The organism is Rhizobium sp. AN5, assembly GCF_900215255.1.
In the GTDB taxonomy this organism is placed as follows: Bacteria; Pseudomonadota; Alphaproteobacteria; order Rhizobiales; family Rhizobiaceae; genus Agrobacterium; species Agrobacterium tumefaciens.
The window spans coordinates 121,985-146,639 of sequence record NZ_OCMJ01000003.1; the positions used below are offsets into that span (position 1 = coordinate 121,985).

A 24,655-nucleotide genomic window follows, 5' to 3' on the forward strand; every position below is an offset into this window, starting at 1 on the left:
AGTCAGTTCCTTATGAGAAATCATGCTTCGCGCGGATCGAGCGCATCACGCAGGCCATCGCCCAGGAGATTGAAGCCTATGACGACGAGGAAAATTGCAATGCCGGGCCACATCGTCATCCACGGCGCCTGGCTCAGAAAGTTCTTCGCGGTGTTCAGCATGGAACCCCACGACGGCGCCGGTGCCTGCTGGCCAAGGCCGAGGAAGGAAAGGCTCGCTTCCGCAATGATGGCGGTCGCAACCGTCAAGGTCGCCTGCACGATGATGGGAGCAAAGACATTTGGCAGGATGTATCGTGTCATGATGTCGAAGTGGTTGAGGCCAATCGACCTTGCCCCCTCGACATAATCTTCCATCTTGACCGCCAGCACCTGACCACGGGTCAGCCGAACGAAAATCGGCATGGCGGAAAGCCCGATGGCAATCATCGCATTGGTAAGGCTCGGGCCGAGAAAGGCCGCAAGGGCAATAGCCATGATGAGGAACGGCATAGCCAGCAGCGCTTCGGTGATGCGCGATATGACCATATCCACCCAGCCACCGAAATAACCGGCGATCAGCCCGAAGGGCACGCCGATGACCACCGCGATCATGACCGATACCACGCCCGCCATCAGCGAGGCGCGCGCGCCATAAATCATGCGCGAAAGGATATCACGGCCAAGATCGTCGGTGCCGAGCCAATGGGCGGCGGACGGCGCCTTGCGGATGGCCGACCAGCTGGTCGCAATAGGGTCAGCAATTGGTAGGATCGGCGCTGCAACGGCGAGCACCGTGAAAAAAAGCACGATAATCAGACCGGCCAGCGCCGATTTGTTGCGCTTCATTTTCTTCCAGGCGCGGCTTTCCTGCCGCGGCACCGGTACGGACAGGTTTTGATCGAGAGCGGTCATGATACGGGCCTCAGATCGTCGCTCTGAGGCGAGGGTTAAGCAGGACATAGGCAATGTCCGCCAGCAGGTTCATGAGGATGAAGCCGACCGCGGTGCAGAGCACGATGCCCTGGACGACGGCGTAATCGCGGGTGAAGACCGCATCGACGGTCATCTTGCCGAAGCCGGGAATGGTGAATATCTGCTCCGTCAGAACCGCACCGGCCAGCAACTCACCGAAAAGCAGTGCCAACAGCGTGATCACGGGCAGAAGCGCGTTGCGAAAACTGTGCGACAGGATGATTTCGCGCGGCGAAAGCCCCTTGGCGCGGGCGGTGCGGATATAGTCTGAACTCAAAACCGCAACCATTGCCGAACGCGTGTGGCGCATCAACGTTGCCGCAAGCGCATTGCCGAGCACGAAGGCGGGCATGATCATCGTCTCGATGGAGCGAACGGGGTCGACGAATATCGATTCATATCCGGATGCCGGCAGCCAGCCGAGCTTCACTGAAACCAGCAGAATAAGCATGATACCGAGCCAGAAATTCGGGATAGACAGGCCGGAAAGCGCCACGATATTGGCGGTGTAGTCGATCCATGTGTTTTTCTTGACGGCGGCCAGAATGCCGATCGGAATACCGATGACCATCGCAAAGAACATCGCCATCACAGCCAGCTGGATGGTGACCGGCAGCTTCTGGCCGATCAGTTCCAGCACCGGCTGGTTGGTCCTCAGCGAAATACCGAAATCGCCGGTCACCACGCCGCCCAGCCAGTTGATGTACTGAAGCGGTACCGGGTCGTTCAGGCGATACTTCTCCCGCAGGAATTCAATCGTCGCCGGATCACGCTCCTCACCCGCCATGGCGAGAACCGGATCACCCGGCAACAGTTTCTGCAGCGAGAAGACGAAGATGGAGATGATCAAAAGCGTCGGGATCGCGACCAGCAGTCGCTTGCCGATATAGACAGGCATGGCATTGCCCCCGTTCGTGCACGTTCTGGAGGGCCGCACGGCAAGCCGTGCGGCGGATTTGAAGCGCTTAGTCCTTGCTGACGCCGAGAAGGCGGATCATGCCATCAGGCGAAGGCTCCCAGCCCTTGACCTTCTTGGAAATGGCATAGGCATAGGGCTGGTGGCCGAGATAGATGATCGGCATGTCGTCGTTTAGGATGACGCTTGCCGCATCGTATTTCTCCTTGCGGACCGCATCTTCAGTCGAGGCGCGTGCTTCGTTCAGCAGCTTGTCGACTTCAGGATTACAATATTTCACATCGTTGATGCCGCCCTTGCAGGTGACGAACTGGTGAAGATTGCCATCGGGATCGATACGACCAGACCAGTCGGAACGGCTGAGCTGATAGTTGCCGGCGGTCTGTTCGGAAAGAAGCGTCGCAAATTCGGTGGCCTTCAGCGTAACGTTGAAGCCAGCCTCCGCCACCATGGACTGGATCACCTGCATCATCTGCGTCTGCGTGGTGTTGTTGGCGTGCTGAAGTTCGATATCGAGCTTCTCGTAGCCAGCCTCCTTCATCAACTGCTTGGCCTTGTCGATATCGCGTGGCGGCACCGGCAGGTTCTGGTTGAACCATGGGCTTGTCGGCGGGAATGACTGATTGCCGGCCTTGGACGTACCCTCAAACACGATCTGGCCGATCGCTTCGCGGTCAATCGCATAGGAGAAGGCCTGACGCAGGCGCTTGTCCTTGCCGAGCGGATTGTCAGCGCGCGCGCCGTTGTTGATGTTGACATACATGGCCATGTAGCCCGGACCGATCACGTCCGCATAGGTCAATTTGGGGTCATTCTTGACGGATTCCGCATCGGACGCCGAGATACGTTCGGCAATGTCGAGATCGCCAGAGCGGAGGTTTGCAAGCTTCACAGTTGTATCGGGAATTGGCAGGTAGACGATCCTGTCGACCTTGATCTTGTCCTTGTCCCAATAATCCGCGAATTTTTCGAGGACGATACGGTCCTGCTGGATGCGCTCGACGAATTTGAACGGTCCGGCGCAAACCGGCTTGGAGCCGAAATTCGCGCCCAGTTCCTTGGCGGCCTTCGGCGCGACGATCATGCCGGCGCGATCTGAAAGCTGGGCAAGCAGCGTGACATCGGGCGTCTTCAACGTGAACTTGACTTCCAGCGGCCCGGTGGCCTCAACCTTTTCAACCGAGGACAACTCGCTCTTGCGGCGGGATTCCGGAAGGGTCATGTTGCGCTCGATGGTGGCGACGACGGCGGCCGCATCCAGCATCTCGCCGTCGTGGAACTTCACGCCGTCGCGAATTTTCATCGTCAGCACCTTGCCACCCTCGGACCAGGCCCATTCGGTGGCAAGCTGGGGAACGATCTTCATGTCCTGAGAAATGTCAACCAGCTTGTCGCACATGGAGGTGTAGACGATACGGCCGACGAAGGTGCGCGATTGCGCGGGATCAAGCACGTCCGCATCATCGTTGAGGCCGATGCGCAATTCGGAAGCCATGGCTGGTGCGGTCAGAAACGCGCTTGCCAACAGCGCCGTAGTCAGTGTGTAGATTTTCTTCATGTTCGATCCTCTGGTCTGGTTTTCTTTGACTTTTGTCATTGGCCAGCCCCGAAGGACCGGCGGGTTTTCGTCCGCAGCCTATGAGGCCGGAGTCAGCGGATTGTCGGCTTCGTTGATGCTCTTCGCCGCACGGTCTTCCGCAGCGGTCTCCTCTTGAAACCCGAGCGAAGTGGCGCGGATCAATCGTTCCTGATGCATGAGAAGGTGCTGGCGCATCGCCTCTCCGGCACGCGCCGGATCGCGATCGGCAATGGCATCGACGATGGCGACATGCTGTTCGAAAGACGCCTTGCCATTCGTGCCGCTGCGCCGGGCAAGTTCGCGTATCGACTGCCAGGCATCGTCCTGGCGAATACGGTTCACAACATCGAAGATCGACAGGAACAGCTTGTTGCCAGCACTCTGGGCTATCTGGCGGTGGAGCGAGCCGTCCCACAATTCCTTGGCATCGGCATCCGTGCTTTCGCCGGTCTTCTTGACGAGCGCGCGCATGCGCTCCACCTCGGCGGGCTTGGCGCGCATGGCTGCGAGCTGCGCCAGTTGCGGTTCGATGCGCAGGCGGACTTCCATGATTTCCATGATATCGGTGCTGGCGACCATTTCGGTCACCTGGGTGGACCAATCGTCCGGCTTTTCACCCACAAAGGTTCCGGCCCCCTGGCGACGCCAGATAAGACCCTCGGCCTCCAAAACCTCCAGAGCACGGCGGATTGACCGGCGGCCGACATTGAAGGTCTCGGCAAATGCCCGCTCCGTCGGCAGGCGGCCGTCATTCGCGAGATTCTTCGTCTGAATATACTCGCGCAGCTTCGCCAAAGCGTAGTTGGAATTGTCGTTAGGGTTTGTCGCCAAGCCGCACCATTTGCGTGAACCAATTTAGCATTGGTTCATTTGGTGAGAAATTTCGGCAGACGTCAAGCCCAATTTTGAGCCTTGATTACAAGCGCTCAAAATATGGGCATACGCCGATTTTCAGGGTCGGAAATGCATGCTTTCAAGGCAAGGATGACAATGCCGGCGAGCAAATGAATTACGACCGAAATGCCACCCTTGTCCTGTACGCGTTTACGCCAGCACTGACATCATTCGGAGCTTTTGAGTCCGTTCAAAATCTCGTAAGCCACGGCAACACGATCCTCATTGGGATAGTTTTTATTGGCCAGAATGACGATACCGAGTTTCTGCTCCGGTATGAACGCCACATAGGCGCCGAAACCGTTGGTGGAGCCGGTCTTGTTGATGAAGACATCGCCACGCGGCTTCATCGGCGGCGAAATTTCCGATACCGGCACCGTCTTGAGCAAGGCGCCGGAGTTCGTTTCGATCAGTGTTTTTAGCGCGGCCGGGTGGGCATATTGCTCCCAGATCATATCCTGCGTCATCGCGCCGACGCTGAAATATCCCGTATGGGTGTTGGCGATCGCCTGCTGGAGTTTTCCGTCCAGCTTTTCCAGCCCCATATTCGCATTGACGAAACGGATCATGTCGGTCGCCGTTGATCTGACCCCGTAAGCCTCCGATGAGAGAATGGCTGGCGTCATGCGGGCCGGTTCGCCGCTTCTCTTATAGCCCTGCGCATAATCGGCCATTTTTGCCTTGGGCACCACGGTGAAGGTGCTCTTCAATCCAAGCGCTGGAAACAGTACGTCCTGCATAGCGCTGTCATAGCTTTGGCCCATGGCCTTTGCGGTGACGTATCCGAGCATTCCGATGCTGGGATTGGCGTAGGTTCTGTGCGTTCCCGCCTTGTATGCGGGCTTCCAGGCCTTGAGATAGGCTAAAAGCTGCGGCTCCGTCTTGACACTGTCCGGCACCTGCAACGGAAAGCCACCGGCGGTGTGGGTGCCAAGATGCATCAGCGTGACATCGCCAAACGGTTTGCCCTTCATGGAGGGAAGATAGTCTTCGACCTTGCTTGATAGTGACAGTTTGCCCTGCGTCTCCGCATAGGTACTGAGCGCGACCGTGAATGTCTTGCTGATGGAACCCAGCTCGAAAAGCGTCTGCGGGGTAACCGGCTGGCCCGTACTTTTGGACATGACACCGTAGGTGAAGACGTGGTTTTCGCCATCGACACTGATGCCAACTGCCAGACCCGGAATACCGTTCTTCTCCATCACCGGCTTGATCGCTGCATCCGTTATCGCTTTCAACCTGGCATCATCAGCGGCAAAGGCCTGCGTGAGCAGGCTCGTCGAGATCAGTGTGGCCAATGCAATATGTCTGCGACTAAGTTTCATCTTTCGCGTTCTCCAAAACCTCAAGTGGATTTTCGGCACCTGCGCCGTCCCCAGCGAAAGACGTTTAACCGCCCTACATTGCACGAACAAATCATGATATCTCAGACGAGGCATAACAAAATCTAGGTCTTGAATGGTTCGGCAATTTCTTCCCCTGAACGGCCTGAGGGCATTTGAGGCATCAGCGCGGCACCTCAGTTTCACCCGCGCGGCCATTGAACTCTGCGTGACGCAGGCGGCTGTGAGCCAACAGGTGAAGGGCCTCGAAAAACGACTCGGGGTTTCTCTTTTTCAACGACTCCCAAGAGGCCTGAAAATCACCGCGGAAGGCGAAGCCCTGCTACCGACGGTCACCAGCTCTTTCGATCAGATGGCGATCACGCTCGACAGGATCGAAGCCGGTCAGGTGCGCGAACTGCTGTTTCTGGGCGTCGTGGGAACCTTTGCCGTGGGCTGGCTGCTGCCGCGGCTGAGGGAGTTTCAAAAGCGGCACCCGTTCATCGACGTGCGCGTTTCCACCAATAACAACCGGGTGGACATGGCCGCCGAAGGCCTCGATTTCGCCATTCGATTCGGCCGGGGCTCCTGGCATGGCACGGATGCATTCCGGCTTTTCGAGGCGCCCCTTTCGCCTCTCTGTACGCCGAAACTGGCAGAGACACTAAAATCCCCCACTGATCTCGCGGACGCCACGCTGTTGCGCAGCTACAGGTCTGACGAATGGGCCACGTGGTTTGCAGCGGCTGGCGTGACACCGGTGGCGCAGGTGAATGCCGGCATCGTTTTCGATACCTCGCTCGGCATGATGGAGGCCGCATTGCAAGGGCTCGGCGTGGCGCTCGCCCCGCCATCGATGTTTTCACGGCATCTGGCATCCGGGGCTATCGTCCAGCCCTTTCCCGTCACCATATCGCTTGGCAGCTACTGGCTGACGAGGCTGCAATCAAAGCCGCCGACACCAGCCATGCAGGCCTTCTCGGACTGGATGTTTACCAATATCGGTCCTGCGCAAGACGGCCTATGACAGGGCGAGCAGAACGCCACCAATCGCGCAGATGACCACCACGATCCATGGCGGCGTCTTCCACACCGTCAACAGGATGAAACCCGTCAGCGCAAGTGCAAAATCCTTCGGCATGAAGATGGCGCTTGTCCACACCGGATTATAAAGCGCGGCCCCGAGAATGCCCACGACGGCGGCATTTGCGCCGCGCATGGCAGCCTGCGCCAGAAGGTGCTTGCGAAACCCCTCCCAGAAGGGCAGCGCACCGACGAGCAGTAGCATGCCCGGCAGAAAGATCGCGACAAGCGCAATGGCTGCTCCCGCAACACCGTTCGGCTGCGGCCCCACCACAGCGCCGAGGTAGGCCGCGAAGGTGAACAGCGGGCCGGGAACGGCCTGGGTTGCGCCGTAACCGGCGATAAACGCATCTTCCGTCACCCAGCCCGTGGAAACCACTGCCGATTGCAGCAACGGCAGCACCACATGGCCGCCACCAAAGACAAGGGCGCCGGCACGATAGAACGCATCGAACAATGAGAGGGCCTGCGATCCGGCGATTGCGGCGAGAACCGGCAGAAGACCGAGAAGAAGAACGAAAGTGGCAAGCGCAACGTATCCGACACTTTTCGGCACCCGGAATGCGAGATGGGATGCATCACGCGCGGCCTCGCTGCGGCAGAAGACGATACCCGCAACGGCACCCATTGCAAGTGCCAGAATCTGTCCGAAGGCTCCGGCGACAAACACGACACAGATGATGCCGACAAGCGCGATGCTGGCACGCTGTCTATCTGGGGCAAGGCTCTTTGCCATGCCCCAGACAGCCTGCGCCACCACGGCAACGGCCACGATCTTGAGGCCATGCAACAGGCCGGTGCCGACAGGTCCTTCTATGGACGCGGCGACCATGGCGAAGAGAAGCAGGAGGATAGCGGATGGCAGTGTGAAGGCCGTCCAGGCCGCCAGCGCACCGAGCGGCCCTGCCCGCAGCAACCCAAGGGCAAAACCGACCTGGCTGGAGGCCGGCCCTGGCAAGAACTGGCAGAGCGCCACGAGATCGGCATAACCCGCCTCATCGATCCATTTACGCCGCACGACCAGCTCATCGCGAAAATAACCGAGATGGGCGATGGGTCCGCCGAAGGAGGTGACCCCGAGCTTCAGGAACGCCATAAATACCTCGCCGGGCGTGCCGCTTCGAGGGGTTGCCGCTTCAGTGCGGATGGTTTGCGTTGACGACTTCACGAAAAAGCTCCCTGAGCGTGCAACGGCTGTTCGTCTACACAATGTCCGTATCAAAAAACGATATCGATATCAGACACTATTATGACAGGGATATGAAGAGGCGGGAGCGCATCCGGAACGGCCGGGGTCGTTGGACGCGCTCCATATATTTGTTTTCCCGTATTTTTCGAGCCTCAGACGATTAGTCCCTTCATGGGCCGGATGGCCTCCGAACCGGGAAAGACCGCGTTGTCGAGCATGGCAGCGCTTGCGCCGAGATGATCGACCGCGACACCCTTGATGATCGCGCGAATATCCGTCGTGGGCGCAAGGTCCCGCCCATCCCGCAACTGCGCGAGCTTGAGGCCGGGCCAATCGGCGATGACACGCCCGCCACGGATGCTGCCGCCGGCGAGAAAGGCCGTTGTTGCCGTTCCGTGGTCAGTTCCTTCCGTACCGTTGATACGGGCGGTACGGCCAAATTCCGTGGCGACCAATATGGCCGTATCCTTCCAGACCGGCCCCAGCTCCTGCTCGAAGGCGGCAAGCGCATTGTCCAGCCCGCTCAACAATTTTGAAAGACGGTCGACCTCATGGGCATGGGTGTCCCAACCCTCGAAAGCCAGCGCCGCAACGCGCGGCCCTTCCGGGTGCGCAATCAGCCGTGCTGCACCCCGCGCCATCTGCTCCATGCCAACGGGATCACCCGGACCACCGCGCGCCTTGATATCGACGCCGGAGGCAATCCGGCCGGTTTCGATACCCTCGGCAAGCAATGCCGCCAGCATCGGGTCCGTCTGGCCATAGAGATCGGCAAGGCGCGGAGCGAGATCGCCATCGGCGGGTTTGAGAACGGATGACGCCCATCCCAATATCGGCGCCTTGCCGCGAATGACAAGCGGAGCGCTGGCGCCGATGGCAAGGCCGCTCACCCGCTGCCCGGCCGCAGCTGGATTGATGGTTTCACCCGCCGGCAGCTGTTCGAGCAGACGGTTCAGCCAACCCGTCTCGACATGGCCGGGCGTCGGAAAACCCGATTCCAGCACATCCTGCCCGTCAAAATGCGAACGGTCACGATAACCGGTGGCGCTGGCGTGGACGACTGCTGCCTCGCCCTTCCGGTACAGCCGCTGGAAATTGCGAAGGGATGGATGGAGTGCAAAAAAACCATCCAGCGCGAGGGCTGGATTGTCGCCTTCGGTGCGCATGGCGATCTGTTGCCTTAGCGCCTCATAGTCGGGGTCGCCGACGGGCGGCACGGCGGTCAGCCCGTCGAGCGCGCCGCGCAGGATGATGGTGACGAAACGTGGGTCGCGCCCGCCCGCAGCAAAAGCAAAACGCGGCATAAAGGCCCAGGCGAAAAGCGCGCCGCCTGTGCCAAGAAGAGCGCGGCGGGTTGGGGAAAGAAGTTCACACAGCATGGTCAACGCCTCTGGAATTCGGGGGAAAGGAATGCAATCGTCAGTCCCTGCGGTTTGCTCTCAGCCCGCTGCACGGCCTTTCTCGTCTCCTCGGACAAAAGCGGCCCCAGGCGGTCTGCGACGAAGTCGCGCGGATCGATTGAACTCGCAACCTGATGGGCGAACAGACTGGCGGCATCGATACGCGTCGCCAGCCCCTCGGAAGAACCCCAGCTATCGGTGACATCGGCAAAACCGTTCGGGCCGGAGGGGTTCCACAGCGGCTGACCCAATGCGTTGAGCACGGAAATTACCTGCTCGGGTTTTGGCACTATTCCACTCGCCCTGATGACGGTCGTCACGAAATCGAGCGGTGGTCTGAGCTTGGTCAGGGCCGGGTTCCACGACTGTTCAGCCTCGATAAGCGCGATATAGGTGGCGCAAAGATCGCCGTGGCTCTTGGTGTAGGCGGCAGCAAGTTTCGCCACCAGTTCCGGTGGTGGATGGTCGCTAACGAAATGCCGTACCAGCTTGTAAGCGAGATGGCTGGCCGTCGCCGGATGATGCGCGAGATCTCGCAGCGCCTGCCGCCCCTGCTCTACCCCCGCTTCACCATAGGTGATGCCCATCACGGCATGGTCGCCGGGTTCATGGTTGTTGGCGTTGAAGGAAAATCGGCCAAGCGGGCCCGGACGCTTCTCGTCGCGATAGACGCTCCAGCCGGTGATGATGCGGGCAAGTGCTGTAACATCAGCCTGACTATAGCCGCCATCCACCCCGAGCGTATGCAGTTCCATGATTTCGCGCGCGAGGTTTTCGTTGAGCCCGCGCTTGCCGTTCCTGTTGGCCTGCGAATTCGGTCCGATCGATTGCTGATTGTCGAGAAAATACAGCATGGCGGGATGGGTCTCGACTGCGACCAGCATATCCTCGAAACTGCCGAAGACATGCGGACGGATCGCCTCACGCTCGAAAGCGCCGGCGAGAATGTGCACATCACCGCCCTTGCCGGTGGCAACCGCGAAGTGGTTGGCCCAGAACATTGCCAACCGCTCGCCAAAACCGATCAGCGGCTGGCGTATCGTGCCGTTGAAGCGGGCGTCCGCCTCCGCAAGCAGTATCTGCTGGGGAAAATAGGGGCGCTTGGTGGCCGGCGCGTCCGGCTTCTTGTCCCGTGGAGCACTGGCAGGCGGCACCATGCCCGCATTGTCCATAGAGTTTGCGGCAATTGCCATTGCCGGCGATGGTGGGCTCATGGCCCCTGCGGTCGCACCCGCGGCGCCGGTGGTGGCCGAAACGGCAAGGACAGCGGGTTTTTCACGCTCGGCCTTGATCTCCTTGTTATACGCCATCAGCGATATCAGAAGATCGGCGCTAGAATGCAGCTGTGCGCCGACAGGAATTGGTGTGGCCCGTTCGGTAATTTCCAGCCGCAACAGATCGCGCGGGTCGTCTTTGATCGCCTGGATATCCCCTTCACGCGCGCCGAGGCCGAAACGCCACAGACAGAGTGCTGCATCCAATTCCCTGGAATTTGACATGGCCGATACGAACTCCGTTTCGTTATCGACCATTCAACGGGCGCCAGGGCCAAAATCCGTCGCTGATGAAATGTGATTATTTCGTGGCAGGCTTGGGCGCCTCGCGGGCAAGCAAGCCTTCCGCCAGCCGGCGCCGCGCCTCGAGCGACAATGTGCGGGCGAACTCCACGGCCTGCATCTCGGTTGCGGCACGCACCTCATATTCCGCTTTGCGGGCACGCTCGAGCGCTGCGGACAATGCGTCTGGATCGAGCGTTTCCGCCCCCATCAGAGACGCCGCCTCGATACGCGCCTGGCGCGCCTCGGCGGAGGTTTCCCGCATGGTCCTGCGTGCATCGTTGAGGCTGCGCCGAAAGGCCTCCCTTTCGGTTTTTGGCAATTGTTCGCCCGCGAGCGGCATGCGGGCAGCGGCAGCGGCCGGGTCGTTCCGCAGATAAACGAACCCCGCGCCGGCAAGCGCGCAGACAAGAAACGTATTCGCGACGAGAAGGACAACGACTATCCAGCGGAAATTCTGATCGCTCATTTCGTCTCCTCGGTCATTTCGTTTTCGGTTTGCAGGTTTCCGAAGGCCGTCAACGTATCGCCCAATGTCAGGGCGGGCGGTGGCGTGAGGTTGATGACGGCAACCGCTCCCGTCAGCGCTCCCGCAAGGCTGATGCCGATCATGCCCGCACCCAGCCCGTACCGGACGATCCATCTGTGTCTGGTGGTCTGCGCCTTTGCCTGCGCCATGATCTTCGCGTTGAGCATGGCCGAAGGGTCGCGAAGACGATATGCCGACAGCGCAAAATCGAGAGGTGCCGCCTGCGCAATCAGGCGCCTGCCGTCTGCCGTCTCCGCATAAGCCATGGCCTCCGGCCGCCGGTCTTCCGGCCAGCGTTGTGGATCGGCACCATAGGCCGCCACAAGATCGGAAAAAACCTTGTTATCCATGAGCGTCTTCTTCGCCCCGTTCATTGGTCGCCCTCATTCAAAATCGCATGGAGTGCCCGGCGGCCACGCGCCAGAAGGCTTTCCAGTGCGTCCACACTGACATGCATGACATCAGCCGCCTCGCGGTTCGACATCTCCTGATAATAGACCAGAACGATCGCCTCCCTTTGTCGCGCGGGTATGGCCTGCAAGGCGCGCCCCACGGCACCGCTCTCGTCACCATCATATGGCAGGGCGGCATCGGGCAGCACACTGCCGTCCATCTGTTCGGGCGGCTCAGCGACCGATATTTCCCGGCGCTTTCGCAACCGGTCATAACAGAGGTTCAGCGCCACCCGGTGGATCCATGTGTCGAATTTCGCACGCCCCTGCCGCCACGTGCCTGCATATTTCCATATGCGCAGGAAGGTCTCCTGCGCGATGTCTTCCGCCTCTGCCGGATCACCCAGCATACGCGTGGCAAGCGCCATGATCCTCGGCAGTTTGGCCGTCACCAGAGCCTGCATCGCGCGGACATCTCCCGCAGCGACATCCGTCACCAAATCTGCATCCGGATCGCTTACCATGTATCGGGCTTTGTCTCCGTACTGTCCTGTCGGACACGGGCGAAATCCATGCGGAATGACGGCGGCTTCAGTGAGGATGTCCCGCACCTTGCCACTTTAACGCAGACCCGCGCAAAATCCGTCGCCGATTTCTGGGAAATATTCGCGTGCATTTTACGGCAGGCCGCGTTACCGCCCGAACACATTGGAACGGCTGTTTCAACCGTCCACAGATACCCCGGCAAGCCTGTCCGGCCCGAACGCTTCAAGCAATCCGCGATAGGGCTTGGCGAGTGGCGTGGCATAGGCGCCGCGCTTGGCGGTCGAAAGCCCCATCGATACCAGCGATTCCGCCTGTTTCACCGCCGCAGCGACGCCATCGATAACAGGCACGCCGAATTCGCTGCGCAGCTCGGCGGTGAGATCCGCCATACCTGCGCAGCCAAGCACGATCGCTTCGGCGCGATCTTGACGCAGGGCCAGTGAAATCTCTTCCCGCAGCCTCTCCCTGGCATTTGATGCCGGATCTTCCAGCGACAGGACGGGAATATCGGCAGCACGCACATTGCAGCGGGCAGACATGCCATAACGGTGAACGAGATGTTCGAGCGGCAGCCGCGAACGCTCCATCGTCGTAACGATCGTAAACCTCTGCGCGATGAATGCCGTGGCTGAAACCGCCGCTTCGCAAATCCCAATTACGGGTATGTCGGCGAGCGCGCGGGCCGCATCGAGCCCGGTGTCGTCGAAACAGGCGATGACGGCTGCCCTGGCACCAAGCGTCGGCGCCTTGGCAAGCTCGAGCAGCAGGCCGGGTACCGCGAAAACCTCATCGTAATATCCTTCGATGGAGACAGGCCCCATGGAAGAGGTCACTGCCAAGATTTCCGTATCGCAACTGGCCGCCCGCGTCGCCGCGTCGGCGATCGTCGCCGTCATGGATTGCGTCGTATTCGGATTAATGACGAGGATGCGCATGTTCTGTTTTTTCATCAACGCGAATGGCGACGGTTCAGAGTGACGATCAGGCCAAGCGTGCCCGCAATAACCAGGAAGGAGAAAAGGGTCGTGACGGCTCCGAGCGCGTAAAGCACCGGCGTGGTGACGTTGGTGGTCATGCCGTAGATTTCCAGTGGCAGGGTGTTGTAGGTGCCTGACGTCATCAGCGTGCGGGCAAATTCGTCATAGGAAAGCGTAAAGCCGAACAGGCCGACGCCTATCAGGCTCGGCGCAATCATCGGCAGCACCACATGGGCAAAGGTCTGCCAGGCGGATGCCCCGAGATCGCGGGCGGCTTCTTCATAGGATGGAGAAAAGCGGTTGAAAACCGCCAGCATGATGAGCACGCCGAATGGCAGCGTCCAGGTTAGGTGCGCGCCAAATGCTGATGTATACCATGAAGGTTCCAGCCCAAGCTGTTGGAAAAGAACGCCAATGCCGAGTGATATGATGATCGATGGTACCACGAGGCTTGCGACGGAAAGATAGAATAGCGGCGTCGCGCCGATGAATTTGCGCCGGAAAGCAAGACCCGCCAGAAGCGAGACGAGCACCGTGACGACCATGACCATGACGCCAAGCCCGAAGGAACGGCGGAACGAGCCGCCGAAATCGCCGACCGCCTGCTGTTCGAAAAGATTGCCGAACCAGTGCAGCGAAACGCCGTTGAGTGGAAAGGTCAGTCCGCCATTCGGCCCCTGAAAGGCAAGGATGAGGATCGCCGACAGCGGGCCGTAGAGGAACAGCACGAAGAGCAGAAAAAAGAAGGCGAGGACATAGAATTCACGGCCGCGTTTTTCCGAATGCATGGGTCACAACTCCTTGCGGATATCGACGATGCGCAGGATGCCCGCGACCATCAGAAGAACGAGGATGAGCAGGATAACGGCATTTGCGGCGGCCGCGGGATATTGCAGCAGCGACATCTGGTTCTTCATCATCAGCGCCACCGATGCGCTCTGCCCGCCGGACATCACCTGAACCGTGGAGAAATCGGCCATGACAAGCGTCACGACAAAGATGCTGCCGATCGCCATGCCGGGTTTGGCAAGCGGAATGATAACGTTCCATAGGGTCTGCCAGCCAGTCGCCCCGGCATCACGCGCCGCTTCGATCAGCGATTTGTCGATGCGCATCAGCGTGTTGAAGATGGGTGTGACCATGAACAGCGTATAAAGATGCACCATGGCCAGCACCACGGCGAAATCCGAATAGAGCAGCCATTCGATTGGCGCAGGTACGATGCCGGCGCTGACCAGCGCGCTGTTGACCAGTCCGTTTCGCCCGAGAACGGGAATCCAGGAAATCATGCGGATGATGTTCGAGGTCAGGAATGGCACGGTGCAGACGAGGAACAGAACCATCTGCATCGTGGTGGTGCGGATATGAAAAGCGAGAAAATAGGCGACCCAGAAACCGCAGAACAGCGTGATCGCCCAGACGATGGCGGCGAATTTCAGCGTGTTGATATAGGTCTGCCATGTGACCCAGGAACCAAGCGTCTCGGTATAGTTGAAGGTCACGAAACCCGGATACATCTGGGCAAAATCATAATCCCAGAAACTGACGACGGCGATCATGACGATCGGTAAAAGCAGGAAAAAGCCGAGGATCAGGAAAAGCGGTGTGGCCTGAATATAGGACACAAGCTTCTGCGGCAGGGCGAAGCTGCGGGACGGCTTGTCCTTTTTTTCGCTCACGCCGATGAATCTGACTGTCACCAAGGCTTTTCTCCTGCTGGCTGCCTGTGAAAGAGAGGCCGCGTCGGCGCGGCCTCATGTCTGCGAAAGGCGAGAAGATCAGGCCGCGATGAACTCGTTCCAGCGACGAACCATGTAGCGGTCCTCGTCCATGACGGAATTCCAGCAGGCGACCTTGCCCATGCGCTCCTGGAACGAACCGCCGTCGCGCACTGCACCGGCCTTTTCCATGACCTTGCCATCAGGCGCGATGATATCGCCCTGCGCGGGCTTGCCTTCGACCCAGTAACCCCACTCGTCGGCCGACATATGTTCCTTCGCCGTATCCATGGCGGCGGAGTAATAGCCCTGACGGTTGAGGTAGGCGCCGACCCAGCCGGAGGTGTACCAGTTGATATACTCATACGCCGCATCCAGCTTGGCACCGGAGAGGTGCTTGGCAAGGCCAAGGCCGCCGCCCCACGAGCGATAACCTTCCTTGAGCGGCTGGTATTTGCAGGCGATGCCCTTGGAGCGAACGGCGGCGACTGCCGGCGACCACATGGACTGGATCACGACTTCACCCGACGCCATGAGGTTGACGCTTTCATCGAAGCTCTTCCAGAAAGCGCGGAACTGCCCGTCCTTCTTCGCCTTGATGAGGAATTCGATCGTCTTGTCGATCTCTTCCTTCGTCATGTTGCCCTTGTCGGCATATTTGATGTTGCCCATGGCCTCCATGATCATCGCCGCATCCATGATGCCGATGGAGGGGATGTTGAGGATAGAGGCCTTGCCCTTGAACTTGGGGTCCATGATATCGGCCCAGCTGGTGATATCGCGGCCGACGAGATCGGGGCGAATGCCGAGCGTATCGGCATTGTAGATCGTCGGAACCATGGTGAAATAATCGGTTTCGCTTTTCGCAAACTTCTTGTCGCCGGGCTTTTCGACGAAACCGACCGTGTGCGGGGCGGTACCTTGGGCCACGACGCTATCGGGCGTCAGCTTGCCGTTTTTAAACAGCGGAACGATCTTGTCGTAATATTTCAGCTTCTTGATTTCCATCGGCTGAATGACACCCGCCGGGTAGACCTTCTTCAGGATCCAGTATTCGATATCGGCGATATCGTAGGAGTTCGGCTGGGTCACGGCGCGCTGCGCGGCCGCATCCGAATCCGTCGCCGTCATCTCCAGTGTGATACCGAGATCAGCCTTGCACTTTTCGGCAATCGCATTGAGGTTCGAAACACCCGTGCCGAACTGGCGGATCGTGATCGGGTTCTGCGCCCATATGGTCGGGAAACCGGTGACAAGGCCGGAGCCGATGGCCGCGCCTGTTGCGGCGGCACCTGCTTTTAGGAGGCCGCGGCGGGACAGGCCCTTGTTGCTGTTGGAGTTGTCGGTCATTTCAAAGTTCTCCTCTGGTTATTTTTGGGGTCACTTCTCTACCCGGCCGAGCACGATGGCATCGGCCGCATTCCATGAAAGCGGTATGGCGTCGCCGGTCTTTACCGGCTTTTCGAAGAAGGCGACGTCACCGAGGATGGCGTTGAAATCCTCAATGCCCGCGCCGGTCACGGCGATCTTCACGCTTGCACCGCGATATTCGACATTCGAGACGATGCCGGTAAAACCGAAGCCGGGTTGATCCGCCTCGCCGACGCGCACACGGTCGGTACGAACGGCGATATCGACCGCGCCGTCATCCGGGGCAATGCCGCTTGCCGTGAAGGTGCCGCCGCCTGCAACCTCCAGCGTGACGAGATCGCCGTTCTTTTCCTTGAGCCGGCCGGAAATGACATTGTGATCGCCCATGAAGCGGGCGACGAAAGCGGTGGCCGGGCGCTCAAACAGCTCGCGCGGCGTCGCTGCCTGCTCGATGCGGCCATCATTCATGACGACGATGACGTCGGCCAGCGCCATTGCCTCTTCCTGACTGTGTGTGACGTGAACAAAGGTGATGCCGAGCGAGGTTTGCAGCTTCTTCAGCTCGGCCCGCATACGGATCTTGAGGAAAGGATCGAGTGCCGAAAGCGGCTCATCCAGCAGCAACGCCTCGGGGTCGGTGATAAGCGCGCGAGCCAATGCCACGCGCTGCTGCTGCCCGCAGGAAAGCTGGGCCGGACGCCGGTTGGCATAGGGTTCGAGCTGCATCAGCCGCAGCATCTCCAGCGCCTTGGCGCGGCGCGCTTCCTTGTCCACCCCCTTCATCTTGAGGCTGAAGGCAACGTTGTCGACGAGATCGAGATGCGGAAACAGCGCATAGGACTGGAACATCATTGCCGTGCCGCGTTTGGCGGGCGGCAGATCGGTGACGACCACATTACCAAGCCTGACATCGCCGCTTGAAATGCTTTCGTGGCCGGCGATCATTCGCAGTGTCGAGGTCTTGCCGCAGCCCGAAGGACCAAGCAGGCAGCAGTAACTTCCTGCCGGTATCTTGAGGCTTATGGCATGCACCGCGGTGGTGTTGCCATAAATCTTGGAAACGGAAGCGATGTCGATTGCTGCGGCTTTGCTCATGAACACTCTCCTGCGACGTCTTTGTCATGCAGGAGCCGTGCCAATCGGCTTTGCCATTGATATAAAACGGGAATTTCGATGTGTTCGCCGGTCCCGCCACCGGCCTGCTCAAAATTACATCGATTGTTTTCGATTTGGTGCGGAAATTGTATGCGATCTGAGCGCCTGACAGGGAAACATGAAATCGGGAAAAGAGTGCCATGGAAACGAACTGGCTGACACCACTGGAATAGCGGTCATTTTCCCGGCAAACACAACGTAAAGGCTACTGCCGACGCACACACCGCTCCGGTCGCGTGCGTCGGTACTGTGCTTAGATCATACCAAGGAACTGCTTGAGTTCCGGCGTCTGGGGATTGGCAAAAACCTCTTCCGGCGGGCCGATCTCGTGCACGCGGCCCTGATGCATGAAGACAACGCGCGAGCAGACGTCGCGGGCAAACTTCATTTCATGCGTCACCATCAACAGCGTCATGCCTTCCTTTGCCAGTTCGCGCACGACGGCCAGCACCTCAGACACGAGTTCGGGGTCGAGCGCCGAGGTAATCTCGTCGCAGAGAAGGGCGATGGGCTGCATGGCAAGGGCGCGGGCAATCGCCACGCGCTGCTGCTGGCCGCCGGACAGTTCATCCGGATAGGCATCGAACTTGTGCGCCAGCCCGACACGCTCCAGCATCTTGCGCGCCGTCACCTCGGCCTCCGGCTTGGTGACCTTTTTCACCACCATCTGCGAAAGCATGACATTGCCGCCGGCCGTCAGATGCGGAAAGAGGTTGAATTGCTGGAAGATCATGCCGACCTTCAGCCGCAATGCCTTCAGATGCAGCTCATCGTCCAGCAACTGCGCACCTGCCACCTGGATCGAGCCGGCGCTGATCGTCTCCAGTCCGTTGATGCAGCGAAGCAGCGTCGATTTGCCAGAGCCGCTTTTGCCGATGATGGCGATCACCTCGCCGGGTTCGACATCCAGATTTATGCCCTTCAGCACCTCATTGTCGCCAAAGCTCTTGTGGACTTCAGTGATTTCGATGAGCGACATTGAGCTTCCTTTCTAAGAACTGGCTGGATTTCGACAGCGGCCAGCAGAGGGCGAAATAGATGAGAGCAACCAGCCCATATACGGTGAAGGGCTGGAAGGTGGCATTGGTGACGATCGTGCCGGCCTTGGACAGTTCAACGAAACCGATGATGGAGGTGAGTGCTGTGCCCTTGACGACCTGCACAGAGAAACCGACCGTTGGCGGAATGGCGATCTTCAGCGCCTGCGGCAGGATGACGTAACGCATCTGTTGCAGGCGGCCCATGGCAAGGCTGGCGGACGCCTCCCACTGACCCTTCGCAATCGCCTCAACGCAGCCGCGCCAGATTTCCGCAAGGAAGGCAGCGGTCCAGAGGATCAGCGCCACACCAGCGGCAAGCCAAGCCGGGACATCGACCCCGAGGAGACCGAGGCCGAAAAAAGCGATGAAAAGCTGCATCAGCAGCGGGGTGCCCTGAAAGACTTCGATATAGATGCGGGCAGCACGGTTCAAAGCCCGGCGCGGGCTGATGCGCAACCACAGAAGCACGATGCCCACCATGCCGCCGCCAATGAAGGAGACGAGCGAGAGCAACAGCGTCCAGCGAGTGGAGAGCAGCAGGTTGCGCAGAATGTCCCAAAAGGTGAATTCAGTCATCGTGCCGCCCTCCTCGGGAAAAGAAAGCTGCCGAGCGCCAGCATGCCCTGCCGCAACAGAATGGCGAGCAGCAGGTAGATGACGGTTGACAGGATGTAGGCTTCGAAGGCACGGAACGTGCGCGATTGGATGAAGTTCGCCGCAAAGGTCAGGTCTTCCACCGCAATCTGCGAAACGACGGCCGAGCCGAGCATGACGATCACCACTTGCGAGGAAAGCGCCGGCCAGATGCGTTGCAGCGAGGGTGTGAGCACCACATGGCGAAACGTTTCGAAACGCGTCATGGCAAGGCTCGCGCCCGCCTCGAACTGGCCCTTCGGCGTCGCCTGAATACCGGCGCGGATGATCTCGCAACTATAGGCGCCCAGATTGACGATCATCGCCAGATTGGCCGCGGTCAGCTCTGTAAGCTTGAAACCAAGCGATGGCAGGCCAAAGAAGATGAAAAACAACTGGATCAGAAAAGGCGTATTGCGGATGAGCTCCACATAGGTGCCGACGATGGGCTTCAACCATGAAGGTCCGAGCGCCCTGGCCCAGGCGCAGGCGATGCCAAGTGAAACGCCGACCACGCCGCCGACCAGCGTGAGTTGGCTCGTAATGGCGATGCCTTTGGCAATTTGTGGCCAATATTCGCCAAGCCACAGGAAATCAAATTGATAGCTCAAGAAACAGTCCCCTTGCGCCGGTGGAGAAAGGCGTCATCCCGGCGGATCCGGGATGACCATGGCAAACGATGATCAAAGGTCTTTCGGCAGATCCTGGCCAAGCCACTTGGTGGCGATCGCATTCAGCGAGCCGTCGGCCTTGGCCGCAGCTACAGTGGCGTTGACCTTTTCCAGCAGGGCCGGCTCGTTCTTGTTGAGGCCGATGTAGCAGGGAGAGTTCTTGATGAGGAACTTCAATTCCGGACGCTTCGGGGGGTTCTTGGCGAGGATGGCGGCTGCAACCACGTTGCCGGTCGCGACAACTTCCACCTGGCCCGAAAGGAAGGCCGAGATGGTGCCGTTATTGTCCTCGTAACGCTTGATGGTGGCGTCCGAAGGCGCGACCTTCGTCAGCTCCAGGTCCTCGACGGCACCGCGCGTGACGGCGATGGTCTTGCCCTTCAGGTCTTCGGCCTTGGAGATCGCGACGTCGGCCGGGCCGAAAACACCATTGAAGAAAGGCGCGTAAGCGTCTGAGAAATCGATAACTTTTTCGCGATCTGCATTCTTGCCGAGGCTGGAGATCACGAGATCGACCTTGTTGGTCTGGAGATAGGGAACGCGGTTGGCACTGGTGACCGGGACGAGTTCCACCTTCACGCCAAGCTTGTCGGCGATCATCTTGGCCATGTCGATGTCATAGCCCTGCGGGGTCATATCAGCAGCAACGCTGCCGAAGGGCGGGAAATCCTGCGGTACGGCCACACGCAGAGTGCCGCGTGCGGTGATGTCGGCAAGGGCATCCGCCTTGGCGGGCGCGGAAAGACCGAAGGCGGCAGCCATGGCGGCGGCGGCGATGAGGGTCCGTCTGAAGATCATATGTCATTCTCCTTGTGTTGATTGTGTTGCATGTGAATTTTATCCGGATCGCCGCCATTCATTTCCGGCAGGGCGAGCGACCGGCGAAGGCCGGCGAGAGGATCGGGGCGTCGTGTGAGGTCGAGGCCGGTTTCCACCTCGTCCAGATGCTCGATGGAAAGCTCCGCCGCCCTCACGAAATCGCCCGCAGCCATCGCGTCGAAGATACGGCAATGCCCCTCATGGGACTGGAGGGCATGAAACTCCGACTGGTAGAGCATGGAGATCAGAATTGTCCGGGCGGTGAGATCGCGTAGCAGCTCGATGAGCACGGCATTGCCGCAAAGCTCGGCGATGCGGATATGAAAATCGCCCATGAGGCAGGTAAGGCGCTGGCGGTCACCTGCGGCTATTGCGACTTTCTCTTCCTCAAGATGCGCGACGAGGACCTTGCGTCCCTCATCTGACAGCACCCGCATGCTGCGAAGCAATCCGGATTCGATAATCCGCCGCGCCTCGTAGATGGTCATCGCCTCCTCGGCGGAAGGCTCGACGACGAACCACCCTCGCCGCGCGCTGACATGGACGATGCCACGTGTTTCCAGCCGCATCATCGCCTCCCGTACCCGCGTACGTGAAACAGAGAAAAGTCCAGCCAGCTGATTTTCGCTGAGCCGCGTGCCCGGCCGGATGCGCGCCGAGAGAATGCCGGAAATGATGGCTTCTTCGATGTTTGTCTGACGGTCCTGCTTGGTATGTAAATCTTGCATACAAGACTGAAAGCAAGGCCCGTGCCAGAACCAATTATTGTTTTAAAATCAAAATGCCGCGAAAAAGCTCACGCCTACTCGCTCAAATTTTGAGCAAGAAAATCGACAAACATCAAAAAAAACGCAGAGCTGTGCAAACTTGACGGTCTGGCCGTCGCGGTTTCTTTCTAACCGGCTTTGAACCGGTCGAATGCCGTTAGATGCTTGACCGTGGGATCGGCGTCCCAGCGGTAAATTTCGGTTCGGAGGAAATGCAGCTCTTCTCCGAGCTTTTCCTCCGCCAGTTCCACCCACCAGGATTTCGGCCGGCCATCGGAACCATCAGACCAGCGATAGCCCCGCTTTTTCAGATGATCCTTCATGTCGAACGGGCTGTTCTCCGCATAGATGCGAACCCGGGAGTGCTGGCTGGCTTCATGGAGTTCCATGAATGGCGTCCCGCTTTGGCCGGGGCGCACCTGTTCCAGCACCTCCAACAGAGCGAAACAATCGTCGACTGCTCGATGGCCGTCATGGAAATAGCCGGATTGCCCGATCAGGTAGGCGAGCTTGCTGCCCTCAAAACCCCGACCACTCCAGTCAATCTCAGAGACGGAGCAGGCCCAGGCCTTATTGCGGAAAATCGGCGAGAAGGCCTCGCAAAACGGACGGTCGAAGCCGGCATTGTGGGCAATGATCAGATCAGCACCGGCAACAAGCGAGGTCAGCCGGTCGATGTCTATCGTCTGTCCGGCAACCATTTCATCGGTGATACCTGTCAGGCGCGTGATTTCTTCCGGAATGGAAGTGACCGGCTGTCGCAGACCGCCATAGACCCCGGTGATATCGCCGATCGTACCCTGATCGTCGAATGTGAAGGTAATGACGCCGATTTCGATGATCTCGTCAGTTCGGTGGTTGAGGCCCGTCGTCTCGGTGTCGAGGATCACGCCCTGCCGTGGAAATCCCGGTCTGGGCTGTTCGCTGACCGCGCGCGGCTGCAACTTGCGCAGGATACGGTAATTGCCGGTGGATTCGAGATGTGCGGCCAGAGCCTCATCGTCAGGAACCGATTTCAGCGTCGTTTCGCGACCACCCGCTTTTCGCCCGCGCTCAGCCTGAGGAAGCCGCGCCGTCGCGGAAGCGAAAAAATCCAACTGGGAGGTCATTCCACTCCTGTCCGCCTTGGCCGGAAATCGAGAATAAGTACTCCAACATATGCTCAGAGGCTGACACTAACAACTCCGGTTTCTCTCATCCACAGAAACCGGGCTGCGTCCGTTTGGCATTGCCCGCATCGGATTCAGAAAGGGGGCGGAATGTTCCGCCCCCTTTCTGCATTACCGTCATCGATCGAAATACCCGTGGTCAGCGTGTGTGGTGAACCGGTTGCAATGCATAGACAGGTGTAGGAAGCCCCTCCATGCGCGCCTTCAGCTGCAAGGCGAGATATTGAGAATAATGCCGCGACTGGTGCAGGTTGCCGCCGTGGAACCACAGCGCCTCCTGCTGCGTCGGCTTCCACATGTTGCGCTGCTCGCCTTCCCACGGCCCTGGGTCTTTCGGCGTGTCCGAACCGAGACCCCAGACCTTGCCGACCCTGTCTGCGGTTTCCTGATCGATAAGATCGGCGACCCAACCATTCATCGAACCATATCCCGTCGCATAGACAATGACGTCAGCAGGGATCTCCTTGCCGTCAGCGAGTTTGATCGAGTTTTCGGTGATCTCGTCCACCTGACCGGCGGCAAGCTTCACCTTGCCATCGATGATCAGCTGAGAGGCGCCGATATCGATATAATAACCGGAGCCGCGTCGCAGGTACTTCATGAAGAGGCCCGAGCCATCCGCACCCCAGTCTAGCTGGAACCCGGCTTTTTCCAGTGCGGCGTAAAAATCGGCGTCGCGCTCCCGCATCCTGTCGTAAAGCGGGATCTGGAACTCATGCATGATCCGGTAAGGCAGCGACGCGAAGATGAGATCGGCCTTCGCCGTCGTCACCCCATTCGCCAGGGCCTGTTCGGAATAGAGCGCACCGAGCCCTATATCCATCAGCGTATCGGATTTGACGATATGGGTCGTCGAGCGCTGGATCATGGTCACGTCGACGCCCGCTTCGTGCAGTGCGGCGCAGATATCATGGGCCGAATTGTTGGAACCGATCACCGCGACCTTCTTGCCCCTGTACCCATCAGGCCCCGGATGCTGCGAGGAATGGTGCTGATCGCCGTTGAAGCGCTCGCGCCCCTTGAAATCCGGAATATTGGCCTTGCCGGACATGCCGGTGGCAAAGACAAGTTGCTTTGGCCGGAGCACGACTTCCTCGCCGTCGCGATCGACGACGATCGACCATTCCTTCGCCGCCTCGTCCCACTTGGCGGATTTGGCAGTGGAGCGGGTCCAGTAGTTCAGTTCCATTACCTTGGTGTAGAATTCGAGCCAGTCACCGATCTTGTCCTTGGGGGCAAAAACCGGCCAGTTCTTCGGAAAATCGATGTAAGGCAGATGGTCGTACCAGACCGGGTCGTGCAGGCAGAGCGACTTGTAGCGCTTGCGCCAGCTGTCACCCGGCCGCTCGTTCTTTTCGAGTATGATCGTCGGCACGCCGAGCTGGCGCAACCGGGCGCCGAGCGCGATACCGCCCTGTCCACCGCCGATGATGACGGTATAGGGCTGCTTGTCATAACCGAGCGTGCGCGCTTCCTCCTCGCGCTCCTCCTTCCAGGTTTTGGCACCAAGGTTTTGGCCATGTCTTGCGCCGAGCGGGCGGGTGAAGCCCGATTTTTCCTCATGGCCCTTCAGTTCGGAAAGCGCCGTCAGCAGCGTCCATATCTGCCCGTTCTTGAAGCGCACGAGGCCGTAGCCACGCCCTGTCGCCGTCTCGAAGGTGATCCAGCTTTCAAGCACACCATCCGCCTCCGTCGCCTCCTCGCCGGTAGCGATGCGCCAGTTTGTGGGTCTGGCCGTCGAAAGCTGCGCCTGCAGCATGTCGCGCACCTGATCGCGACCTTCAACGGTCTTGATGTTCCAGGTAAAGGCAACGAGGTCGCGCCAGTAGCAATCCTCGGCAAACAGATTAACGGCATCATCGATGCGGCCAGCTTCGAGTGCTGCCCCGAACGTATCGAGAAGCGCCTGAAGGCGGGTGGTGGGGGTCTTGTCGAGCATGTATTCCTCCTCCTGCTCAATGTGGAAACGGGACGGC

At 59.3% G+C, this 24,655-nt stretch carries 24 protein-coding genes; 1 reads left to right on the top strand and 23 read right to left on the bottom strand.

The window, feature by feature from the left end:
* Positions 1-20: 20 nt before the first annotated feature.
* The 5 genes from CRP02_RS04015 to ampC all read right to left on the bottom strand — a co-directional run bounded on the left by CRP02_RS04015 (position 21) and on the right by ampC (position 5,667).
* Positions 21-893: an ABC transporter permease gene (locus CRP02_RS04015; RefSeq protein WP_013761355.1), complete on the bottom strand. Its 873-nt coding sequence runs from the start codon at positions 891-893 to the stop codon at positions 21-23.
* Positions 894-903: 10 nt separating this feature from the next.
* Positions 904-1,851, bottom strand: a complete 948-nt coding sequence (locus CRP02_RS04020) for an ABC transporter permease (protein ID WP_003499573.1) — start codon at positions 1,849-1,851, stop codon at positions 904-906.
* A gap of 67 nt (positions 1,852-1,918) precedes the next feature.
* On the bottom strand, positions 1,919-3,427 hold the full coding sequence (locus tag CRP02_RS04025) for an ABC transporter substrate-binding protein (protein ID WP_097171236.1): 1,509 nt from the start codon (positions 3,425-3,427) through the stop codon (positions 1,919-1,921).
* Between the two features lie 78 nt (positions 3,428-3,505).
* Positions 3,506-4,303 carry a FadR/GntR family transcriptional regulator gene (locus tag CRP02_RS04030; protein WP_097170344.1) on the bottom strand — a complete coding sequence of 266 codons (798 nt, stop codon included), beginning with the start codon at positions 4,301-4,303 and terminating at the stop codon, positions 3,506-3,508.
* 206 nt (positions 4,304-4,509) lie between these two features.
* Positions 4,510-5,667 carry a class C beta-lactamase gene (gene ampC / locus CRP02_RS04035; protein WP_097170345.1) on the bottom strand — a complete coding sequence of 386 codons (1,158 nt, stop codon included), beginning with the start codon at positions 5,665-5,667 and terminating at the stop codon, positions 4,510-4,512.
* A 133-nt stretch (positions 5,668-5,800) separates the two neighbouring features.
* On the opposite strand from ampC, the gene CRP02_RS04040 reads away from it, so the two are divergent.
* Entirely contained in the window at positions 5,801-6,691 is an 891-nt protein-coding gene (locus CRP02_RS04040; protein WP_097170346.1) for a LysR substrate-binding domain-containing protein, read from the top strand.
* On the opposite strand, the gene chrA is transcribed toward CRP02_RS04040, so the two are convergent.
* The 18 genes from chrA to CRP02_RS04130 form a co-directional block, all read right to left on the bottom strand.
* Positions 6,686-7,915 carry a chromate efflux transporter gene (gene chrA, locus CRP02_RS04045; RefSeq protein WP_179783936.1) on the bottom strand — a complete coding sequence of 410 codons (1,230 nt, stop codon included), beginning with the start codon at positions 7,913-7,915 and terminating at the stop codon, positions 6,686-6,688. The genes CRP02_RS04040 and chrA overlap by 6 nt on opposite strands.
* Before the next feature lie 173 nt (positions 7,916-8,088).
* Positions 8,089-9,315 (bottom strand): DUF1501 domain-containing protein, encoded by a 1,227-nt coding sequence (locus CRP02_RS04050; protein ID WP_097170348.1) that lies wholly within the window; start codon positions 9,313-9,315, stop codon positions 8,089-8,091.
* Positions 9,316-9,317: 2 nt separating this feature from the next.
* On the bottom strand, positions 9,318-10,868 hold the full coding sequence (locus CRP02_RS04055; RefSeq protein ID WP_097170349.1) for a DUF1800 domain-containing protein: 1,551 nt from the start codon (positions 10,866-10,868) through the stop codon (positions 9,318-9,320).
* A gap of 43 nt (positions 10,869-10,911) precedes the next feature.
* The gene (locus tag CRP02_RS04060) at positions 10,912-11,361 is read right to left on the bottom strand and encodes a periplasmic heavy metal sensor (RefSeq protein ID WP_097170350.1); all 450 of its coding nucleotides are present in this window, start codon (positions 11,359-11,361) and stop codon (positions 10,912-10,914) included.
* A complete protein-coding gene (locus CRP02_RS04065) occupies positions 11,358-11,771 on the bottom strand; it encodes a hypothetical protein (RefSeq protein WP_323455338.1) in 414 nt (137 codons plus the stop codon). Before CRP02_RS04065 ends, CRP02_RS04060 begins: the two co-directional genes overlap by 4 nt.
* A gap of 20 nt (positions 11,772-11,791) precedes the next feature.
* On the bottom strand, positions 11,792-12,337 hold the full coding sequence (locus tag CRP02_RS04070) for an RNA polymerase sigma factor (RefSeq protein ID WP_097170352.1): 546 nt from the start codon (positions 12,335-12,337) through the stop codon (positions 11,792-11,794).
* Positions 12,338-12,535: 198 nt separating this feature from the next.
* The gene (locus tag CRP02_RS04075; RefSeq protein WP_038493729.1) at positions 12,536-13,294 is read right to left on the bottom strand and encodes an aspartate/glutamate racemase family protein; all 759 of its coding nucleotides are present in this window, start codon (positions 13,292-13,294) and stop codon (positions 12,536-12,538) included.
* Between the two features lie 14 nt (positions 13,295-13,308).
* Positions 13,309-14,124 (bottom strand): ABC transporter permease, encoded by an 816-nt coding sequence (locus CRP02_RS04080; RefSeq protein WP_097170353.1) that lies wholly within the window; start codon positions 14,122-14,124, stop codon positions 13,309-13,311.
* A 3-nt stretch (positions 14,125-14,127) separates the two neighbouring features.
* The gene (locus CRP02_RS04085) at positions 14,128-15,039 is read right to left on the bottom strand and encodes an ABC transporter permease (RefSeq protein WP_019566429.1); all 912 of its coding nucleotides are present in this window, start codon (positions 15,037-15,039) and stop codon (positions 14,128-14,130) included.
* Between the two features lie 75 nt (positions 15,040-15,114).
* Positions 15,115-16,404: an ABC transporter substrate-binding protein gene (locus CRP02_RS04090; RefSeq protein WP_097100293.1), complete on the bottom strand. Its 1,290-nt coding sequence runs from the start codon at positions 16,402-16,404 to the stop codon at positions 15,115-15,117.
* A gap of 30 nt (positions 16,405-16,434) precedes the next feature.
* The gene (locus CRP02_RS04095; RefSeq protein ID WP_097170354.1) at positions 16,435-17,520 is read right to left on the bottom strand and encodes an ABC transporter ATP-binding protein; all 1,086 of its coding nucleotides are present in this window, start codon (positions 17,518-17,520) and stop codon (positions 16,435-16,437) included.
* Positions 17,521-17,833: 313 nt separating this feature from the next.
* Positions 17,834-18,559 carry an amino acid ABC transporter ATP-binding protein gene (locus CRP02_RS04100; protein ID WP_097100291.1) on the bottom strand — a complete coding sequence of 242 codons (726 nt, stop codon included), beginning with the start codon at positions 18,557-18,559 and terminating at the stop codon, positions 17,834-17,836.
* The gene (locus CRP02_RS04105) at positions 18,537-19,196 is read right to left on the bottom strand and encodes an amino acid ABC transporter permease (protein ID WP_019566432.1); all 660 of its coding nucleotides are present in this window, start codon (positions 19,194-19,196) and stop codon (positions 18,537-18,539) included. The genes CRP02_RS04100 and CRP02_RS04105 overlap by 23 nt, the downstream gene beginning before the upstream one ends.
* Positions 19,193-19,864 carry an amino acid ABC transporter permease gene (locus tag CRP02_RS04110; RefSeq protein ID WP_003517793.1) on the bottom strand — a complete coding sequence of 224 codons (672 nt, stop codon included), beginning with the start codon at positions 19,862-19,864 and terminating at the stop codon, positions 19,193-19,195. Before CRP02_RS04110 ends, CRP02_RS04105 begins: the two co-directional genes overlap by 4 nt.
* Before the next feature lie 72 nt (positions 19,865-19,936).
* Entirely contained in the window at positions 19,937-20,722 is a 786-nt protein-coding gene (locus CRP02_RS04115; RefSeq protein WP_060642688.1) for a transporter substrate-binding domain-containing protein, read from the bottom strand.
* The gene (locus CRP02_RS04120; RefSeq protein ID WP_097100288.1) at positions 20,719-21,471 is read right to left on the bottom strand and encodes a GntR family transcriptional regulator; all 753 of its coding nucleotides are present in this window, start codon (positions 21,469-21,471) and stop codon (positions 20,719-20,721) included. Before CRP02_RS04120 ends, CRP02_RS04115 begins: the two co-directional genes overlap by 4 nt.
* A gap of 167 nt (positions 21,472-21,638) precedes the next feature.
* Entirely contained in the window at positions 21,639-22,619 is a 981-nt protein-coding gene (locus tag CRP02_RS04125) for a 3'-5' exonuclease (RefSeq protein ID WP_097170355.1), read from the bottom strand.
* 199 nt (positions 22,620-22,818) lie between these two features.
* Positions 22,819-24,618 carry an NAD(P)/FAD-dependent oxidoreductase gene (locus tag CRP02_RS04130; protein WP_097170356.1) on the bottom strand — a complete coding sequence of 600 codons (1,800 nt, stop codon included), beginning with the start codon at positions 24,616-24,618 and terminating at the stop codon, positions 22,819-22,821.
* Positions 24,619-24,655 lie beyond the last annotated feature (37 nt).

Bases quoted from the DNA above. Each gene is read 5' to 3' on its own strand.
- CRP02_RS04025 (WP_097171236.1), bottom strand. From the start codon at position 3,427: ATGAAGAAAATCTACACACTGACTACGGCGCTGTTGGCAAGCGCGTTT.
- CRP02_RS04040 (WP_097170346.1), top strand. From the start codon at position 5,801: ATGGTTCGGCAATTTCTTCCCCTGAACGGCCTGAGGGCATTTGAGGCA.
- CRP02_RS04095 (WP_097170354.1), bottom strand. From the start codon at position 17,520: ATGAGCAAAGCCGCAGCAATCGACATCGCTTCCGTTTCCAAGATTTAT.
- CRP02_RS04120 (WP_097100288.1), bottom strand. From the start codon at position 21,471: ATGCAAGATTTACATACCAAGCAGGACCGTCAGACAAACATCGAAGAA.
- CRP02_RS04070 (WP_097170352.1), bottom strand. From the start codon at position 12,337: ATGGTAAGCGATCCGGATGCAGATTTGGTGACGGATGTCGCTGCGGGA.
- CRP02_RS04080 (WP_097170353.1), bottom strand. From the start codon at position 14,124: ATGCATTCGGAAAAACGCGGCCGTGAATTCTATGTCCTCGCCTTCTTT.
- CRP02_RS04075 (WP_038493729.1), bottom strand. From the start codon at position 13,294: ATGCGCATCCTCGTCATTAATCCGAATACGACGCAATCCATGACGGCG.
- CRP02_RS04065 (WP_323455338.1), bottom strand. From the start codon at position 11,771: ATGGATAACAAGGTTTTTTCCGATCTTGTGGCGGCCTATGGTGCCGAT.
- CRP02_RS04090 (WP_097100293.1), bottom strand. From the start codon at position 16,404: ATGACCGACAACTCCAACAGCAACAAGGGCCTGTCCCGCCGCGGCCTC.
- CRP02_RS04050 (WP_097170348.1), bottom strand. From the start codon at position 9,315: ATGCTGTGTGAACTTCTTTCCCCAACCCGCCGCGCTCTTCTTGGCACA.
- CRP02_RS04100 (WP_097100291.1), bottom strand. From the start codon at position 18,559: ATGTCGCTCATCGAAATCACTGAAGTCCACAAGAGCTTTGGCGACAAT.
- CRP02_RS04115 (WP_060642688.1), bottom strand. From the start codon at position 20,722: ATGATCTTCAGACGGACCCTCATCGCCGCCGCCGCCATGGCTGCCGCC.
- CRP02_RS04020 (WP_003499573.1), bottom strand. From the start codon at position 1,851: ATGCCTGTCTATATCGGCAAGCGACTGCTGGTCGCGATCCCGACGCTT.
- ampC (WP_097170345.1), bottom strand. From the start codon at position 5,667: ATGAAACTTAGTCGCAGACATATTGCATTGGCCACACTGATCTCGACG.
- CRP02_RS04055 (WP_097170349.1), bottom strand. From the start codon at position 10,868: ATGGTCGATAACGAAACGGAGTTCGTATCGGCCATGTCAAATTCCAGG.
- CRP02_RS04015 (WP_013761355.1), bottom strand. From the start codon at position 893: ATGACCGCTCTCGATCAAAACCTGTCCGTACCGGTGCCGCGGCAGGAA.
- CRP02_RS04130 (WP_097170356.1), bottom strand. From the start codon at position 24,618: ATGCTCGACAAGACCCCCACCACCCGCCTTCAGGCGCTTCTCGATACG.
- CRP02_RS04060 (WP_097170350.1), bottom strand. From the start codon at position 11,361: ATGAGCGATCAGAATTTCCGCTGGATAGTCGTTGTCCTTCTCGTCGCG.
- CRP02_RS04125 (WP_097170355.1), bottom strand. From the start codon at position 22,619: ATGACCTCCCAGTTGGATTTTTTCGCTTCCGCGACGGCGCGGCTTCCT.
- CRP02_RS04105 (WP_019566432.1), bottom strand. From the start codon at position 19,196: ATGACTGAATTCACCTTTTGGGACATTCTGCGCAACCTGCTGCTCTCC.